The sequence below is a fragment of the Pseudomonas sp. JS3066 genome (genome assembly GCF_036328175.1).
Classification (GTDB): domain Bacteria; phylum Pseudomonadota; class Gammaproteobacteria; order Pseudomonadales; family Pseudomonadaceae; genus Metapseudomonas.
The window spans coordinates 3,815,532-3,831,358 of the sequence record NZ_CP143312.1 but is presented as its reverse complement, the minus strand read 5'-3'; the positions used below and the strand labels follow the sequence as shown (position 1 = coordinate 3,831,358).

General features: G+C 63.4%; 20 protein-coding genes. 10 read left to right on the top strand and 10 right to left on the bottom strand.

The window, feature by feature from the left end:
- Positions 1-22 precede the first annotated feature (22 nt).
- The 3 genes from sigJ to SA496_RS18045 all read right to left on the bottom strand — a co-directional run bounded on the left by sigJ (position 23) and on the right by SA496_RS18045 (position 2,462).
- Positions 23-904 carry an RNA polymerase sigma factor SigJ gene (sigJ, locus tag SA496_RS18055; protein WP_120649841.1) on the bottom strand — a complete coding sequence of 294 codons (882 nt, stop codon included), beginning with the start codon at positions 902-904 and terminating at the stop codon, positions 23-25.
- Between the two features lies 1 nt (position 905).
- Complete coding sequence (locus SA496_RS18050; RefSeq protein ID WP_120649842.1) at positions 906-1,337, bottom strand: carboxymuconolactone decarboxylase family protein; 432 nt, start codon at positions 1,335-1,337, stop codon at positions 906-908.
- A 210-nt stretch (positions 1,338-1,547) separates the two neighbouring features.
- Complete coding sequence (locus SA496_RS18045) at positions 1,548-2,462, bottom strand: LysR substrate-binding domain-containing protein (RefSeq protein WP_120649843.1); 915 nt, start codon at positions 2,460-2,462, stop codon at positions 1,548-1,550.
- Positions 2,463-2,636: 174 nt separating this feature from the next.
- Between SA496_RS18045 and SA496_RS18040 the strand changes: the two genes are divergently transcribed.
- From SA496_RS18040 to SA496_RS18030, 3 genes are all read left to right on the top strand, one after another.
- On the top strand, positions 2,637-3,962 hold the full coding sequence (locus SA496_RS18040; RefSeq protein ID WP_280359633.1) for an MFS transporter: 1,326 nt from the start codon (positions 2,637-2,639) through the stop codon (positions 3,960-3,962).
- 81 nt (positions 3,963-4,043) lie between these two features.
- A complete protein-coding gene (locus SA496_RS18035; protein ID WP_120649845.1) occupies positions 4,044-4,772 on the top strand; it encodes a class I SAM-dependent methyltransferase in 729 nt (242 codons plus the stop codon).
- 163 nt (positions 4,773-4,935) lie between these two features.
- Positions 4,936-5,256: a DUF2025 family protein gene (locus tag SA496_RS18030; protein WP_120649846.1), complete on the top strand. Its 321-nt coding sequence runs from the start codon at positions 4,936-4,938 to the stop codon at positions 5,254-5,256.
- Positions 5,257-5,298: 42 nt separating this feature from the next.
- Here SA496_RS18030 and SA496_RS18025 read toward each other — a convergent pair whose 3' ends face one another.
- Positions 5,299-5,625 (bottom strand): DMT family transporter, encoded by a 327-nt coding sequence (locus tag SA496_RS18025; RefSeq protein ID WP_120649847.1) that lies wholly within the window; start codon positions 5,623-5,625, stop codon positions 5,299-5,301.
- A gap of 64 nt (positions 5,626-5,689) precedes the next feature.
- Positions 5,690-6,688, bottom strand: coding sequence for an SLAC1 anion channel family protein (locus tag SA496_RS18020; RefSeq protein ID WP_330114245.1), 999 nt, complete (start codon positions 6,686-6,688; stop codon positions 5,690-5,692).
- Between the two features lie 116 nt (positions 6,689-6,804).
- Between SA496_RS18020 and SA496_RS18015 the strand changes: the two genes are divergently transcribed.
- Positions 6,805-7,764: a GlxA family transcriptional regulator gene (locus tag SA496_RS18015; RefSeq protein WP_330114244.1), complete on the top strand. Its 960-nt coding sequence runs from the start codon at positions 6,805-6,807 to the stop codon at positions 7,762-7,764.
- A gap of 43 nt (positions 7,765-7,807) precedes the next feature.
- On the opposite strand, the gene SA496_RS18010 is transcribed toward SA496_RS18015, so the two are convergent.
- Complete coding sequence (locus SA496_RS18010; RefSeq protein WP_120649850.1) at positions 7,808-8,092, bottom strand: hypothetical protein; 285 nt, start codon at positions 8,090-8,092, stop codon at positions 7,808-7,810.
- Positions 8,093-8,212: 120 nt separating this feature from the next.
- Entirely contained in the window at positions 8,213-8,869 is a 657-nt protein-coding gene (locus SA496_RS18005; RefSeq protein ID WP_330114243.1) for a methyltransferase family protein, read from the bottom strand.
- A gap of 104 nt (positions 8,870-8,973) precedes the next feature.
- Between SA496_RS18005 and SA496_RS18000 the strand changes: the two genes are divergently transcribed.
- A complete protein-coding gene (locus tag SA496_RS18000) occupies positions 8,974-9,333 on the top strand; it encodes a hypothetical protein (protein WP_120649852.1) in 360 nt (119 codons plus the stop codon).
- Between the two features lie 134 nt (positions 9,334-9,467).
- Here the strand turns inward: SA496_RS18000 and SA496_RS17995 are convergent, their stop codons facing one another.
- The gene (locus SA496_RS17995; protein WP_120649853.1) at positions 9,468-10,448 is read right to left on the bottom strand and encodes a GlxA family transcriptional regulator; all 981 of its coding nucleotides are present in this window, start codon (positions 10,446-10,448) and stop codon (positions 9,468-9,470) included.
- Between the two features lie 105 nt (positions 10,449-10,553).
- Here SA496_RS17995 and SA496_RS17990 point away from each other — a divergent pair, with 105 nt between their 5' ends.
- The gene (locus tag SA496_RS17990; protein WP_330114242.1) at positions 10,554-11,111 is read left to right on the top strand and encodes a cysteine hydrolase family protein; all 558 of its coding nucleotides are present in this window, start codon (positions 10,554-10,556) and stop codon (positions 11,109-11,111) included.
- 63 nt (positions 11,112-11,174) lie between these two features.
- Here SA496_RS17990 and SA496_RS17985 read toward each other — a convergent pair whose 3' ends face one another.
- Positions 11,175-11,777, bottom strand: coding sequence for an NADPH-dependent F420 reductase (locus tag SA496_RS17985; RefSeq protein ID WP_330114240.1), 603 nt, complete (start codon positions 11,775-11,777; stop codon positions 11,175-11,177).
- Between the two features lie 18 nt (positions 11,778-11,795).
- Positions 11,796-12,545, bottom strand: coding sequence for an SDR family NAD(P)-dependent oxidoreductase (locus tag SA496_RS17980; protein WP_153917334.1), 750 nt, complete (start codon positions 12,543-12,545; stop codon positions 11,796-11,798).
- Between the two features lie 116 nt (positions 12,546-12,661).
- Between SA496_RS17980 and SA496_RS17975 the strand changes: the two genes are divergently transcribed.
- From SA496_RS17975 to SA496_RS17960, 4 genes are all read left to right on the top strand, one after another.
- A complete protein-coding gene (locus SA496_RS17975; RefSeq protein ID WP_120649857.1) occupies positions 12,662-13,603 on the top strand; it encodes a LysR family transcriptional regulator in 942 nt (313 codons plus the stop codon).
- 41 nt (positions 13,604-13,644) lie between these two features.
- Entirely contained in the window at positions 13,645-14,430 is a 786-nt protein-coding gene (hisN, locus tag SA496_RS17970; protein ID WP_120649858.1) for a histidinol-phosphatase, read from the top strand.
- A gap of 304 nt (positions 14,431-14,734) precedes the next feature.
- Entirely contained in the window at positions 14,735-14,944 is a 210-nt protein-coding gene (locus SA496_RS17965) for a cold-shock protein (RefSeq protein WP_077525815.1), read from the top strand.
- A 200-nt stretch (positions 14,945-15,144) separates the two neighbouring features.
- Positions 15,145-15,816 carry a class I SAM-dependent methyltransferase gene (locus SA496_RS17960; RefSeq protein ID WP_256660931.1) on the top strand — a complete coding sequence of 224 codons (672 nt, stop codon included), beginning with the start codon at positions 15,145-15,147 and terminating at the stop codon, positions 15,814-15,816.
- Positions 15,817-15,827 lie beyond the last annotated feature (11 nt).

Sequence of the window (15,827 nt, the reverse complement as noted above, 5' to 3'; positions counted from 1 at the left end):
TCGGATCGGGGCCAGGTGACTGTCAGTCGGGCGTCCTGAGGCCCGCCAGTTTCTCTGGATTGCGCACGATGTAGATGTTACTGACTCGACCTTCGTCGTCGTAGGCGAAGGTGACTGAGGCCGCGATTTCGTCGCCGTGTACGAGGATCACCCCACGCCCGCCATTGAGCTCGGTGGGCAACCAGTCGTAGTCGCTCCAGTAGCCGCGCAGGGAACCGAAGATGAACGCCAGCACCTCGGCCTTGCCATGCAGCATGTGGCCCAGGGTCGGCACCTTGCCGCCGCCATCGGCGCACAGCTCCACCTCTTCCGAGAGCAGGGCGGTCAGCCCGGCGGTGGCGCCGCTGGCGATGGCCACCTGGAAGGCTTCGAGCAATTGCTCCTGGCGTTCGCGCGGCGGCTGGTGGCGCACCTTGCCTCCGGCCAGGCCCGTGCGGGCGCGGGATACCAGCTTGCGGCAGGTCGCGTCTTGCACGCCGATGGCGCGGGCTACGTCCGGGTAGTCCAGGTCGAAAATCTCGTAAAGCAGGTAGGCCGCCCGCTCCCGTGGCGTGAGGCGTTCCAGCAGCAGGAGGAAGGCGGTGGATAGCGAGGAGGAGAGTTCCAGCAGGATTTCCGGGGACTCCGTGACTTCGCTGTGGATGGGCTCTGGCAGCCAGGTGCCGACGTACTCCACTCGTGCCCGGTGGCCAAGGCGCAACTGGTCGATGCAGTGGCGAGTGCAGAGAGTGGTCAGCCAGGCGCGCGGGCTGTCCAGCGATTCGGGATCGCTCTCGCGCCACTTGAGGAAGGTTTCCTGTACCGCGTCCTCGGCGTCGCTGCGCGAGCCGAGAATGCGGTAGGCCAGGTTCAGCAGGTAGCGGCGACTGTCTTCGAAGACAGCCGTGGCATCGGCGGTTGTCACGTCAGTGCCTCGATATCTGGATGCGGTTCCAGAGGTTGATCATCGCCACGGTGGCGGTCAGCGCGCCGATTTCGACTTCGCTGAAATGCTCGCGCAGGTTGGTGCGCAGGGCAGCATAGTCGGTGCGTCGGTCGAGCTGCGTCAGCGCTTCGGTCCAGGCAAGGGCCGCTTTTTCACGCGGGGTGAAGTCGTTGCAGTGATCCCAGACCACCAGGCGATCCAGGCGCTCACTGGTTTCGCCGTCTTCACGCGCCTCGCGAGTGTGCATTTTTACGCAGAAGGCGCACTGGTTCAGCTGTGAGGCGCGCAGTTGCACCAGGTGATGCAGGCTGCGTTCGAGGCCGAGGGCATCCAGCGGCGTGTGCACCTCGCCCATGGCGTTTATGACGTCGGGGATGACCTGCTGGTAGTTGAGGGGGCTTGCGGGGCTCATCTGGTGTTCCTCATTCGGGGCTGAAAGGGGTTACACCTTCACGACGAACCAGGGATTCGAGTTGTGACATGCCCTCGTGAATTCTGCTGTCAGCAGCATGAAGTCGGAATTCATGTAGGAGCGAGCTTGCTCGCGAAAGATCGCGCTCGGACTATTCGCGAGCAAGCTCGCGTCTACACGTTTGTCTTCCTTGGCTCGCCAGTCCTGTGTTTATTCCACCCGGCGTTCCCGGATGGCTGCGGCTTCACGGGTCACCAGGTCAATGAACGACAGTGCCAGCGGTGAGCGCTCGTCGCGTCGGCGTACCAGCCACACAGCAGTGGTGGCGCCGGGGTCCAGCAGGGTGCGGTAGACCACGCCGTCGACACGGGTGCGGCGGAACGATGCGGGCAGCACCGACACGCCAAGCCCAGCCGATACCAGGCCGATGATGGTCATGGCTTCGCTGGCCTCCTGCGCGATGCGGGGCAGGAAGCCGGCATTGCGGGCAAGCGTGAGCATCTGGTCATAGAGGCCGGTACCGAAGGTGCGCGGGAAGAATACGAAGGGCTCATTCGCCAGCGCGCCGAACTGGATGCCTTCTTCGCTGCCGGCGGCCAGTGGGTGGTCGGCGCGCAGGATCGCCACCAGCGGCTCGCTGAACAGCTCCACCGCCAGCAGATTGTCCGGCAGGCTGAGGGGACGAATCACGCCCACCTGCAGGCTGTCTTCCTGCAGCGCCTTGACCGTTTCCGCGCTACTGCCTTCGGTGAGTTCCAGGTGCACGTCGGGGTAAGCCAGGCGAAAGGCGCGGATGCTGCGAGGAATGGTGGAGGTGAACGGCGCCGAGGAGGTGAAGCCCACCTTCAGCTCTCCCAGTTCGCCTCGGTGAGCGCGGCGCGCCAGCTGCACCGCCTTGTCCACCTGCACCAGTACCTGGCGAGCCTCATCGAGGAAGCGCCGACCGGCTTCGGTCAGCTCGACCCGGCGATTGGTGCGTTCCAGCAAGCGTGCACCGATCTCTTCTTCCAGCGCCTGGATCTGCTGGCTCAGCGGGGGCTGGGAAATGCCCAGTTGCTCGGCTGCCCGACCGAAATGCAGCTCTTCGGCCACGGCAATGAAATAGCGCAGGTGCCTGAGTTCCATGGGGAAATCCTTCGATATTTAAAACGTATCAAATGTGTCGAACAATATATTGGAGATAATATAAACCGCTCGATATCCTTCGGCCCATAACCCCAACAACGAATATCCCCAGCCCCTGATCCAGGCGGTACGGCCTCGTTGTGCCTGCTCGCCGCAGAATTTCGAAGGTGCCCCGTGAGCAATTCCCAAGCAGTACTCAAGACCGAAGACGAGCCCGCGTTTAGCGAGGCGGCCCGTGATGCAGCCAACGAACTGCCGGACGCCGCCGCCAACGACCCGGAGATATCCACCTACATCCGCAAGGGCACGCCGCAGTTCATGCGTACGTCCCTGGCGCTGTTCTCCGGCGGCTTCGCCACCTTCGCGCTGCTGTACTGCATCCAGCCAATGATGCCGGTGCTGTCCAAGACCTATTCCATCACCGCGGCCCAGAGCAGCCTGGCCCTTTCGGTATCCACCGCGATGCTCGCCCTCGGCCTGTTGGTGACCGGTCCGCTATCCGACGCCATCGGCCGCAAACCGGTGATGGTGGTGTCGCTGCTCGCCGCGGCGCTGTTCACCCTGGCCAGCGCGGCCATGCCGACCTGGGAGGGCGTACTGCTGATGCGCGCCTTGGTGGGCCTGGCGCTGAGCGGTCTGGCCGCAGTGGCCATGACTTATCTCAGTGAGGAAATCCATCCCAGTCATCTCGGCCTCTCCATGGGCCTGTACATCGGCGGTAACGCCATCGGTGGGATGAGTGGCCGCCTGATCAGCGGGGTGCTGGTGGACTTCGTGTCCTGGCACGCGGCAATTGCCGTGCTGGGTGGCTTGGCGCTGGTCGCCGGGCTGGTGTTCTGGCGCGTGCTGCCGGAGTCGAAGCACTTCCGTCCGCAGCCGCTCAAGCCGTCCACCCTGGTGGAGGGTTACCGCATGCATTTCCGTGATGCCGGCCTGCCCTGGCTGTTCCTCACCGGTTTCCTGCTGATGGGCGCCTTCGTCACGCTGTTCAACTACATCGGCTACCGCCTGCTGGCTTCGCCCTATCACATGAGCCAGGCGCTGGTGGGCGTGCTCTCGGTGGTCTACCTCACCGGCATCTACAGCTCGGCCTGGGTTGGTTCCCTGGCGGACAAGCTGGGCCGGCGGAAGGTGCTTTGGGTCTCGATCCTGCTGATGCTGGGCGGCCTGGTGCTGACCCTGTTCAGCCCGCTGGGGATGATCCTGGCCGGCATGTCGGTGTTCACCTTCGGCTTCTTTGGTGCCCACTCGGTGGCCAGCAGCTGGATCGGCCGACGCGCCCTGCGCGCGAAGGGCCAGGCGTCCTCTCTCTACCTGTTCAGCTACTACCTTGGCTCCAGCCTCGCCGGCACCCTCGGTGGTCTGTTCTGGCATCACTATGGCTGGCAGGGCGTCGGCCTGTTCATCGGCGGTCTGCTGGTAATTGCCGTGGCGGTGGCCCTGCACCTGGCGCGACTGCCGGCACTGCCCGGCAACGCCATCGTGCAGCCGGCGCACTGAGACGGAGTCGGCCCGCCGACGTTCTTGTCGCCGGGTCGCTGAGCCACCAGAATCTGAGGTTTTCGCAGGGAGCCAGGGAAAATGACCCAGAACATCTACGACAACCCTGACTTCTTCGAAGGTTATGGCCAGCTTGGCCGCTCTCAATTCGGACTTGCGGGCGCCCCGGAGTGGCCGGCTCTGCGCGCCATGCTGCCGGAAATGCGAGGTCGCCGCGTGGTGGACCTCGGCTGCGGCTACGGCTGGTTCTGCCGCTGGGCACGGGAGAACGACGCTTCTAAGGTGCTGGGGCTGGACGTGTCGGAGAAGATGCTGGAGCGGGCCAGGAACAGCACTGACGATCCCGCGATTCTCTACCAACGGGCCGACCTGGAACACCTGGTCCTGCCTGAAGGCAGCTTCGACCTGGCCTACAGCTCGCTGGCTTTCCACTATGTGGAAAACCTTGCCGGGATGTTCGCAGAGGTCTATCGCGCCCTGGTACCCGATTCCCGCCTGGTGTTTTCCATCGAGCATCCCATCTACATGGCGCCCGCCAACCCGGGCTGGGTGCTCGATGGCAAAGGGCGCAAGACCTGGCCGATCGATGGCTACCAGATGGAAGGCCCACGGGTCACTGACTGGCTCGCCAAGGGCGTGATCAAACAGCATCGCACCCTCGGTACCTTGCTCAACCTTCTGATTGGCACCGGTTTTCGCATTGCCCATGTAGAGGAATGGGGCCCCACCGACGAGGACATCGCCGTCATGCCCTTGCTCGCTGAAGAGCGCGAACGGCCGATGATGCTGCTGGTCGCGGCTGAGCGCTGACGGCTCGAAGACGTGCCACGGGTGCGACAAAGCGCCTCCCGTGGCGCTATCCCCCAAGTCGCTCGCGGCTGGCAGAATGGCCCGCCTACCCCACCGCGCAGAGTGGGGATATTCCTGCCTTTCATGCGTGCCCAACCCGCCGATCCAACCAGGGAAGTACAGCATGAGCATCACCTCCGCCGATATCTGCAATGCCGCCGATGCCCTCAAGGGCTTTGTCGGCTTCAACCGCAAGCTGGGTAAATACATCGTCCGATTCAGCGAGGATTCGTTCGGCATGGACGTGCCTGACGACAGCATCGTTCCGGCCTGTGAGTTCGTCTGGACATTGAAGACCGACCAGGTCATGACCTTGAGCCGCGAGTGTCTGCAGATCCTGTTGGAACAGAACATCAACGATCGCCTCAATCTGTGCGACGTGCTGTTGGTCTATCTGCGTCGCACCGACCTGGCGGAGATCAGTGCCGAACGCCGGCGTCTCTAGCTCGTACCGGCCGCGCCGGGGGCTTTCCCCGGCGACGGTCCCTCAGGGCAACCAGCGCAACCCCATCACCCCTCCCACTATCAGCCCCATGCAGGCCAATCGGCCGGCGGAGGCGGAATCCCCCATCCAGATCACGCCCGCCAGGGCGGTTCCCACTGCGCCGATTCCAGTCCATACGGCGTAGGCGGTGCCTACCGGCAAATGGCGCAACGCCAGGGTCAGCAGACCCAGGCTGCCGCTGAGTACCAGCAGGGTTCCTGCCAGGATCCATGGCCGTTGCAGGCCGTTGGCGCTTTTCAGGCCCAGGGCAAAGGCGACTTCCAGCACGCCAGCGGCGAGCAGCATCAGCCAGGAGCTTGTCGGGGTCATCGGGGGCTCTCTACTCGAAGAAAAAACGAGCCCCGGAGGGCTCGCGAAGTGGGGGAGGAGTCTCTCAGCCGGCAAGCAGCTTGCCGCGTACCAGGCTGCTCAGGGTCTTGAAGGTCAGCACGGCCAGTGCAGCGCTGAGGAACAGCAGGCTGGCCCAGGCGATCAGCTGCAGCGGCAGGCTGCCTTGCTCATGGGCGTACTTGAGTGCCGCACTGGCCAGTGCCGCCAGGGGGAAGCTGATGGCCCACCAGGACGGGGCGAAGTGCACGTCGCGGCGGAATACCTTGAAGCCCACGACAATCGCCAGGAACAGGCCGAAGTAGAAGAGCAGGGCGGCGAAGCGGTCGATCCCGAACAGATTGGTGTAGGCCAGGAAGCCGACTTCGAAAGGTGCCACCAGGATCATCAGCGACGGGATCATGGGCTTGGCCAGCGCTTCCTGATGGACCAGACGCGGGAAGATGCTGGTGAAGAAGATCAGCGCCAAGGCCGCACCAATCGCCATTGCGAAGAGGTTCAGTTCGGCTGCCCAGGCCATGGGCATATGGCCGCCGGTGACCGCCACATCGAGGGTGGCGACACCGGGGATCAGCCACGCCGGCACAGCGTGCTGCAATTCCTGCCTGCCATTGAACAGGCGCGACAGCACCAGGCCACCGAGTAACACGGTGAGCACGCTGCCTACGGTCCACAGGCCCTGGGCCAGCACTTCGCTATAAGGGCCGGCGACTACCGACAGCAGCAGGATCGCAATGACGATGGTACCGAAGAAGTTGCCGGCAATCGGATGGGTGAATTCGTTGATCACTGCCTGGCGGTGACGCAGCAGCTTGGCCAGGTAACCGACACCAAGGGCAACGAAAACCAGCGCGGCGAACAGGCCGATGGCTTCACCGATCAGCGGGCTCACGCCGAAGTACTGGTGGGCCAGGCGCCAGCCGAGTCCCAGGCCGGCCAGGCCCATGACGGAGCCAAACAGGTTGACCGGCAGGTTCTTGATCGAGGCGCTGCCGAGCGGCTTGACCTGGGCTTGCTCAAGCGGGGGAATGAAGGTGGTAGTCATGGCGGTCTCCGTTGGCTGGATTTGTCGTTGGAGATAGCTTCTGCCATGATGAATTTGACTGGAATAGACTTGTTGCGACGAATTCAGCCAACCTCTCGACAGTGACGGACACACCCATGCGAATAGCCCTGCTGGCCTTTCCCCGCGTGCAATTACTGGACATCGTCGGCCCTGCCGACGTCTTCACCGAGGCGGCGAAACAACTGGGTAATCCTCGTGCCTATCGAGTCGAGGTAATAGGTACCGAAGCCGGTCTGCTCCGGGCAAGCAATGGCTTGCGCCTGGCGGTGGATTCCACCGTGGAAACCCACAAGGGCAAGCTCGACACTCTGTTGGTGGCGGGCGGCCCCCGGGTCGATGACATCGCCGGCAATCCGGCGCTGCATCAGTGGCTGCGCCAGCAGGCGGGCTCGGTCAGGCGGATCGGGTCGGTATGCAGTGGTGCTTTCGTCCTAGCCGCCGCCGGCATGCTGCGCGGGCGTCGGGTGACCACTCACTGGAACAGCAGCGCACGCCTGTCGGAAGAGAATCCAGAAACCCAGGTCGAGTCCGACAGCATCTTCGTCAAGGACGGCAACCTCTATACCTCCGCCGGTGTCACGGCGGGGATGGACCTGGCCCTGGCCATGGTGGAGGAAGACCACGGCCGCGAGTTGGCGCTGCGCGTTGCGCGGGAAATGGTGATGTTCTTCAAGCGGCCCGGTGGCCAGTCGCAGTTCAGTGCCCACCTGGCGGCGCAGACCGCCGAGCGCTCGGTGATCAGGGACATCCAGGACCATGTGCTGGCCAATCTGAAGGGCGACCTTGGAGTGCCGGCCCTGGCCGCTCGGGCCGGCATGAGCGAGCGCAATTTCGCCCGGGTGTTCAAGCAGGAGGCGGGGTCCACACCGGCCGAGTTCGTCGAACTGGCGCGCATTGACGCCGCACGGCGCCTGGCCGAAGAGTCCGACGCTCCCCTGAAACGGCTCGCCGATGAGGTGGGCTACGCCAACGTCGATGGCTTCCGACGCGCTTTCCAGCGCCGTCTGGGGGTAACACCCAGCGATTACCGGGCGCGTTTCAAGCTGGATGGTTGAGTTCGGCTGCATCCTGCGTGGACCGAATCTGGCCCCACTGGAGTCAGACGTAAGACTGGTCGCCGAAGCCCCGTGGCAGGCGCTGCTTTCCCGGCATCCTGGTCAGTTTCTCTTCCCAGAAATAGCGCCAGTCGTTAGCCGCACGGGCAACCTTGGCCCGGCGAGCTGCGCGTCGGGCGGCGTTTCGCGCATCCCGGCGCGCCTCCTTGAAGACCTCGGTGTTCTTGCAGTTGCGGCATTTCACCCGCGCCAGTTCGGTGCTGGCGAGCAGGTTGCTGCCATGTCGTCCACAGGCAAGGTTCTTGCCGATCTTGTAGTGAGTGATCATTTGCAGATCTCCTGAAACTCAACGCCTGGGTATCCGCCGATGGGGACCGGGGCGCCAGTGGGTTGCATGTGTTTTGACAGGATGCGAGTTCCCACGGTTCGAGTTGCTGGGCCGAACGGTCTAGTAGACCCCGGGAATCAATCGCGAAGTGCGCGCGCAATAGGCTTCGTACTCCTCGCCGAATTCGGTACGCAGCAAGGCTTCTTCCGCGTGGATGCGCGCCAGCAGCGGTGGTAGCGTCAAGGCCACCAGCATCAGGCCGACGCCGGAACGGAAGGCGAGGGCCCAGCCGAGCGACGCGATCATCAGGCCCAGGTAGCTGGGGTGGCGGATCAGCCCGTAGATGCCGTCGGTCACCAGGCGGTGGCCAGGCTGGATCGCCACCAGTCCACTGAAGCGGTTACCCAGCACGAACACCGGCCATATCCGCAGTGCGCCACCGGCGGCGAACAGCAAGACGCCCAGCCAGCGGACGCCGTCGCCGCCGAAGGTCCAGACATCGAGCCGATCGGTGTAGGCCGGCAGGAAGGCGCTGAGCAGGCCGATGATACCGAACACCGGGAGCACCCAGCGGTTGCGCCGGTCTTCCCGCACGCCGCTACTGAGATTGCCCTCGGAGAAGGGCGCCAGGCCCGCCAGCATGAACAGCACCAGGGTCAGGGCCACCAGCGGCGGGTGCCCGAAGAAGACCGCGAACCCGCCCAGGCTCAGGATGGCCAGGCCCAGATAGGCGAGGATGCTGGCGAGGGTGACGAGCAGCAGGCGGGGCCGGGACATGGCGGAGCACCTCTCCGATCAGCGTCGACAGGCATTGGACAGCGGGCCGCGAGGCCGGTGCTATAACTGAAAACCTTGGGGGATTCACCTTGGAGGGCATCGTCATGGGATGCCGCGGAATCCTGTTGCTGGTAGTGGTCGCGCCCTGTGTCTGGGGGGCCGGCTATGGCGATTCGTACTACGGGCTGGGACCTTATCTGGGCACGACCTACTACCCCAGCCCCCCGCTGCAACCCTATGTATCGCCACCCCCCAGGCCCTTCGCCGACCTGCCGCCGCAACCCTTCGTCGTGGTCCCCGAATACCACCGGTTTCGCGATGCCCAGCTCCCCCGCGTGAGCACTGAAAAGCCGCAGGTGCTGATTCGCACCTTCGACCCGGAGCTGGGCGTTTATCGAGATGTGGAAGTACGGGACGGGGAGGGGGGGCCGCCAACTTGTGAAGGGGACTACTGCAGCGATTGAAGCGGTTGGGCGCTTGTAGGGGCGAATTCATTCGCCAAGGGGCGCGCAGCGCCCCCGAGTAGTTTGCGGCCGGACCGTCGGCCCGGTTGGCGAATGAATTCGCCCCTACCGGGATCTATTCGACAGGATGACCTTCAGGTTTCCCCCTGGCTCCTGCGTCCGAACCGGCGCCGATAATCCGTGGGCGATAGCCCGACCATCTTGTTGAACACCTTGCGGAACGCCGCCGGGTCCTGGTAGCCGACTTCCCAGGCGATCTGGTCCACGGAGCGGTTGGTCAGTTCCAGCAGCTCGCGGGCTTTGGCCGCGCGAAGTTGCTGGCAGTACTCGGTTGGTCGTAGTCCGGTTGCCTGCTGGAAGCGGCGCAGGAAGGTGCGCTCGCCCAGCCCGGCCTCGGCGGCCATGGCAGGCAGGCTGACCTGGCGCGCGTCGTGGCGCTGAAGCCAGCGCTGCACCTTGAGCACCGCCTCGTCGCCGTGGGTGAGGCGCGGAGTGAAACGGCGAAAGTACTGCTGGGAGTGACGGGTCAGGTCGAGCACCAGGAAGCGCGCTGCTTCCGCGGCGATGGTCGGCCCCAGGAGGCGATCGACCAGGGCCAGACCCAGGTCCGTCCAGGCCATCACGCCCCCGGCGGTGATGATGTCGCCGTCATCCACCACCAGCTTGTCGGCATCCACTTTCACTTCGGGAAATTGCTGCACGAGGTCCTTGGCCAGGCTCCAGTGAGTGGTCAGGACGCGGCCAGCCAGCAGTCCGGTCTGGGCCAGCACGAAGGCTCCGGCGCACACCGAACTCAGGGTGACGCCGTTGGCGTGCTGACCTTTGAGCCAGTCGGCGAAAGGTTGCAGGGTTTCAGTGGGAGGCAGGGCGCCCAGGCAGGGCGGAAGGATCACCACGGTGGGCACGCTCTCGGCGTCCGGATGACTGTCATGGGTGCAGCGGATTTCGCCATTCTCGACGACCGTCCAGTGCTTGACCCGCAGCAACGGCAGATCAGCGTCGGTGTGCTCGGTGGCCATGCGGTTGGCCACGGTGAACAGGTCGGAGAGGCCATGGGCCGCCGCGAGCTGGGCGCCCGGATAGAGCAGGAGGCCGATCTCCAGCATGGTCTTCATTGTCAGTTTTTCCTGCGAATTTGTCGGTCGCGCCGATCCCCAACCCGCGTCCCGAAGTTCATCTTTGGCCCCACGTTTCCACCCCCACAACCTGAGGTGAACATCATGAGCAAACAAGCCGTTATCGTAGTCGACATCCAGAACGATTATTTCCCCGGCGGCCTGTGGACGCTGCATGGCGTCGATGCTGCGGCCGACAATGCTGCGCGGGTCATCGACGGTGCTCGCGGCGCCGGCGACCTGGTGGTGCATATCCGCCATGAGTTCCCGACTCAGGATGCGCCATTCTTCCGTCCTGGCTCCGAGGGCGCGCAGATCCATCAGAAAGTCATCAACACGCCTGACGAGCACGTGGTGCTGAAGAACTTCATCAATTCCTTCCGCGATACCGACCTCAAGGCGGTGCTCGATCGCAATGGCGTGGAGAAGGTCACCATCGTCGGCAACATGAGCCATATGTGCGTCGATGGCATCACCCGCGCCGCAGTCGACTACGGCTACACAGCCACCGTGATCCACGATGCCTGTGCCTCCAGGGATCTGGAATTCAACGGCAAGGTGGTGCCGGCAGAGCAGGTGCACGCCGCGTTCATGGCGGCCCTGGGATTTGGCTACGCCAAGGTGGTTTCCACTGACGAGTACCTCGCACTGCAGGGTCGGTAACCCTGCCGCGGGTGCGGCTGCCATGTTGCCGGGCCCCAGCAGGGGCCCGGCAACCCGTGATCCTCAGCCGAAGCGCACCAGGTTGAGCGCCGGCAGCGGGCCACCGGGGAATTGCACCAAACGGCCACCGATGGCCAATTGGCCGAGGTCGATGGCGCAGAATCCCAGGCGCTCGATCAAGGCGCCGACTTCGGCCCTGGCACCAGCGTCATCACCAGAATGGAACAGCACGCGACGACCGCCTTCACTGGCCGGATTGCCCGACAGCAAGTGGGGTTGCAGGTGATTGAAGGCCTTCACCACCCGAGCGCCAGGCACCAGGTCGGTGAAAACCTCGCTGGACAGCCGGCCATGCAGATCCACCGGCTTGAACAGTGGTGCTTCGATGGGGTTGTTGGCGTCGATCACGATGCGTCCGGCGAAGTCCGGCAGGCCAGCCAGGGCCGTCGGCAACTTCGACCAGTTCACCGCCACCAGCACGATGTCCTGCGCCGCTGCGTGTTCGCGCGTACCTGCCCTGATGCCCGGGCCGAGTTCGCCGACCAGTTCTGCAAGGGATTGCGGCCCTCGGCTGTTGGCGATCACCGCTTCCACGCCCTGGCGGGCGAGGGCCCTGGCGAAGGCTGAGCCGATTGCGCCGGCACCAATGATTCCGATGCTTTTCATTGTCGCGTTCTCCAGGGTTCAGGCCGTGAAACCGCCATCGGCGATGATGTCGGCACCGGTGACGAACGACGCTTCCGGGCTGGCGAGGAAGGCCACCACATTGGCGATTTCTTCCGGCTTGCCATAGCGGCCGATGGCGATACCGGGTCCGACGATCTGGCTGACCGGGCCCCCGTCGGGGTTCATGTCGGTGTCGGTGGGACCGGGATGCACGGTGTTCACCGTAATGCCCCGTGGACCGAGGTCGCGCACCAGGCTGCGATTGAAACCGGCGATGGCGCCCTTGGTCAGGGTGTAGAGGGAGGCGGTCGGGAAGGCTGCGTAGTGGGTCATGGACGAGCCGATATGCACGATGCGACCACCGGCCGGCATATGGCGCACGGCTTCCTGGGTGGCGACGAATACGCCGGTGACGTTGACGGCCAGCATACGCTCGTAGGTTTCGAAGGCGATCTCGTCGATGGCGCCACCCAGGCCTAGTCCGGCGTTGTTCACCAGGATGTCTAGTCCGCCAAGGGATTCCACTGTTTCGGTAATGGCGGCGCGCACGGCGGCGGGGTTGCCGGCATCGGCCTGGATGGCGACAGCGCGGCCGCCGCTGGTCTGGATAGTGCGCACCACTTCAGCTGCCTTGTCGGGCGAGGCGCTGTAGGTGATGGCGACGGCGGCGCCGTCGGCGGCCAGGCGCTTGGCGATAGCGGCGCCAATGGAGCGGGAGCCGCCAGTTACCAGGGCAATCTTGCCAGTGAGGGGAAGGGTAGTGGTCATGCGGGTTGTCTCCGGGGGTGGTGGGTTGGCTCAGGACCTACTATCCCTTCCGGATTCAGCGATGATTAGTGGGTAATGGCTTGAATGATTTTCAAGTATTGATATAAGTTCGGCCCATGGAAACCCTCGCCAACCTGGAATCATTCGTCCGCAGTGCCGAGACCGGCAGCTTCTCGGCCGCGGCGCGCCGCCTGGCCCTGACACCCGCCGCCGTCAGCCGCAACGTCGCCATGCTGGAGCGCAATCTCAGCGTGCGCCTGTTCCAGCGCTCCACTCGCAAACTCACCCTGACCGAAGCCGGAGAACGCTTTCTTGATGCCATCGGCGGCAACCTGGAAGCCCTCCAGGCGGCCATCGCCGCTGTTGGCAATGACCAGGGCGAGCCGGCCGGGGTGCTCAAACTGAGCATGGCGCCGAGCTTCGGAATGACCCACATCCTGCCGTTGCTGCCGGCCTTTCGGGCGCGTTACCCACAGGTACGCCCGGAATGGCATCTGGAAAACCGCCCGGTGGACCTGATCGCCGAAGGCTACGACCTGGCCATCGGCGGCGGTTTCGAACTGGCCCAGGGCGTAGTGGCACGTCCGCTTGCTCCAGCCCACATCATCCCGGTGGCGGCGCCGGCCTATCTTGCGGGCCGCGTGCTGCCCAGCGCACCGGCAGGGTTGCTCGAGTTCGACGGCATTGTCTTGCGCTCCGCGCGTTCCGGGCGGGCGCGACATTGGTCCCTGCGCGATGCCGCCGGCAACGAAACCGCCGCGCCATTGGCCGAGACCATCATGCTCAACGACCCCACCGCCATGCGCGAAGTGGCCCTGTTGGGGCTCGGCGTAGCCATGCTGTCGGTACCCGACGCGTTGCCTTGGCTCGAGCGAGGTGAACTGGTGCGTCTGCTGCCCAACTGGTATGCCGATGCCGGTACCATTTCCCTCTATTACCCCAGCCGCAGCCTGCTGCCGGCCAAGACCCGCGCCTTTATCGACTTTCTCGTCGAACACTTTCAGCGCGAGCGGCTGGACCGGCGCTTCGCCGCAACCCCCGGCGCGCAAACCGCCTGACCTATGCTGAATGCTGCTGAATGGCCCGAAACGGAGTCCCCATGAACGATCAAACCCTTCCCTCCGAGTACCTGGAATTCGCCGAAGAACTGGCTGACGCCGCGGCCCGGGTCACCCTGACGTACTTCCGCCTCCCGCTGGAGGTGGAGAACAAGGAGGCTGAGCGTTTCGACCCCGTGACCCTGGCCGACAAGGGCGCAGAGCGGGCCATGCGTGCGCTGATCGGCGAGCGCTATCCCGGTCACGGTGTCTTGGGCGAGGAAGAAGAGAACATTGCGGGCGAAGAGCCCTGGACCTGGGTGCTGGACCCGGTGGATGGCACTCGCTCGTTCATCAGTGGCATTCCGCTCTGGGGCACGTTGATCGCCCTCAACGACGGCACCCGCCCAGCGCTGGGCATGATGGACCAGCCCTTCACCCGCGAGCGCTTTGTCGGTGACGGCAGCAGTGCATCGCTCAACGGCCGGCCCATCCAGACCCGCGCCTGCGGCAAGCTGGCCGATGCGACGCTGATGGTCACCAGCCCCGAGCATTTCCAGCAGTCGCCGTACCGCGATGTGTTCGAAAAGCTTTCGAGCGAGGTACGCCTGGTGCGCTACAGCGGTGACTGCTACGCCTATTGCATGCTGGCTCTGGGGCTGGTGGACGTGGTCCTCGATCCTGGACTCAAGCCTTATGACATTCAGGCGCTGATGCCGATCATCCAGGGCGCCGGTGGAGTGGTTTCCCGCTGGGATGGTGGCGACGCGCAGGACGGTGGCGACGTCATCGCCTGCGGCGATTCGCGCCTGCATGCGCAGATCCTGGAGCTGATGCAGTCGCTGTGATGGCTGGGCGAGGGCGGGGAACCGGCGATTCGAAGAATCGCGCCTGCGGGCATTTCTGTGTTTGCCGCCTAAGCGTATGAATGCCAAGCGTATTCAGCCGGTCGAATTATTCGACGGAAAATAAACCTGTACTTCCTGGCTGAACCGCGTATAGTCCTGCCCACTGCACTGCAATTGTCTCTGCGATACTTGGCTCGATGTTCTGATTGAAGTTATTTCATCTCCTCGATTCGTTACAGCTTTAGCACTTCAGTAATTCCTGATTAATTATCAGGGTAGTTTCTTTTTATCCTGGAGATATGAAATGTCCAATCGTCAATCCGGCACCGTCAAGTGGTTCAACGATGAAAAAGGCTTCGGCTTCATCACCCCGGCAGAAGGCGCTGATCTGTTCGTTCACTACCGTTCGATCGAAAGCTCCGGCTTCAAGAGCCTCAGCGAAGGCCAGCAAGTGACTTTCGAAGTCGTACGTGGCCAGAAAGGCCTGCAAGCGGACAAAGTTCAGGTAGTCTGATACTTTTCCGTTCAAAGAGCCCCGCTATCGCGGGGCTTTTTTATTTATATCTCCCGAATATTTCAAATGGCTCTGCTGGCTTATATCGCTGGCGGGCGTTCTTTTGTCATTCATCGCCTCCATGAATCATTGATAGTTGCAAGCAAACTATTTGGTTCTGCGCTTCTGGCGGCATCACTCACTGTATTGGAGAGTTCTGCATGCCGGGCTATCAAGTCAGATTTCAGGATATATCAGTAGGGGATATGGACTTTCATATCCGCTCATTGCTCGACCATCAGCAGTATCACGATCCGGAACTCGAGGCGGAAAACCTCGGAATATCCCCCGAAAGTTGGCCATTGTTCGGTCAGGTCTGGCCGTCCGGACAGGTCCTGGCGCACACCATGCTGACGATGGAGTTGCAGGGTAAGCGCATCCTTGAAGTGGGCGCCGGCCTGGCCTTGGCCAGCCTTGTCGTGCACCGGCGGGGCGGCAACGTTACGGCCAGTGACTACCACCCGTTGATCCCCGACTTTCTGGCGGAAAACCTGCGCCTGAACGATCTCGGGCCGATCAATTACCAGGTCGCCAAATGGTCCGACGTCAATGATGACCTGGGGCTGTTCGACATGATCATCGGCAGCGATGTCATTTACGAGCGTGAACAGCCGGCGTTGCTCGCCGACTTCATCGACCGACATTCGGCGGATCTGGTGGATGTCTACATCGTCGATCCCAATCGCCCGAACCGCTCGAAGTTCTGCCGGGAAATGGCCGAACTCGAATACGCGTCGCAGATCACCTGCATGAATCGCGTGATGAACAACGGCGAAGCCTATAAAGGTTCGCTGCTGCACTTCCAGCGCGATGACTCCCGCTTCAATCAATGAGGGGTTGCAGG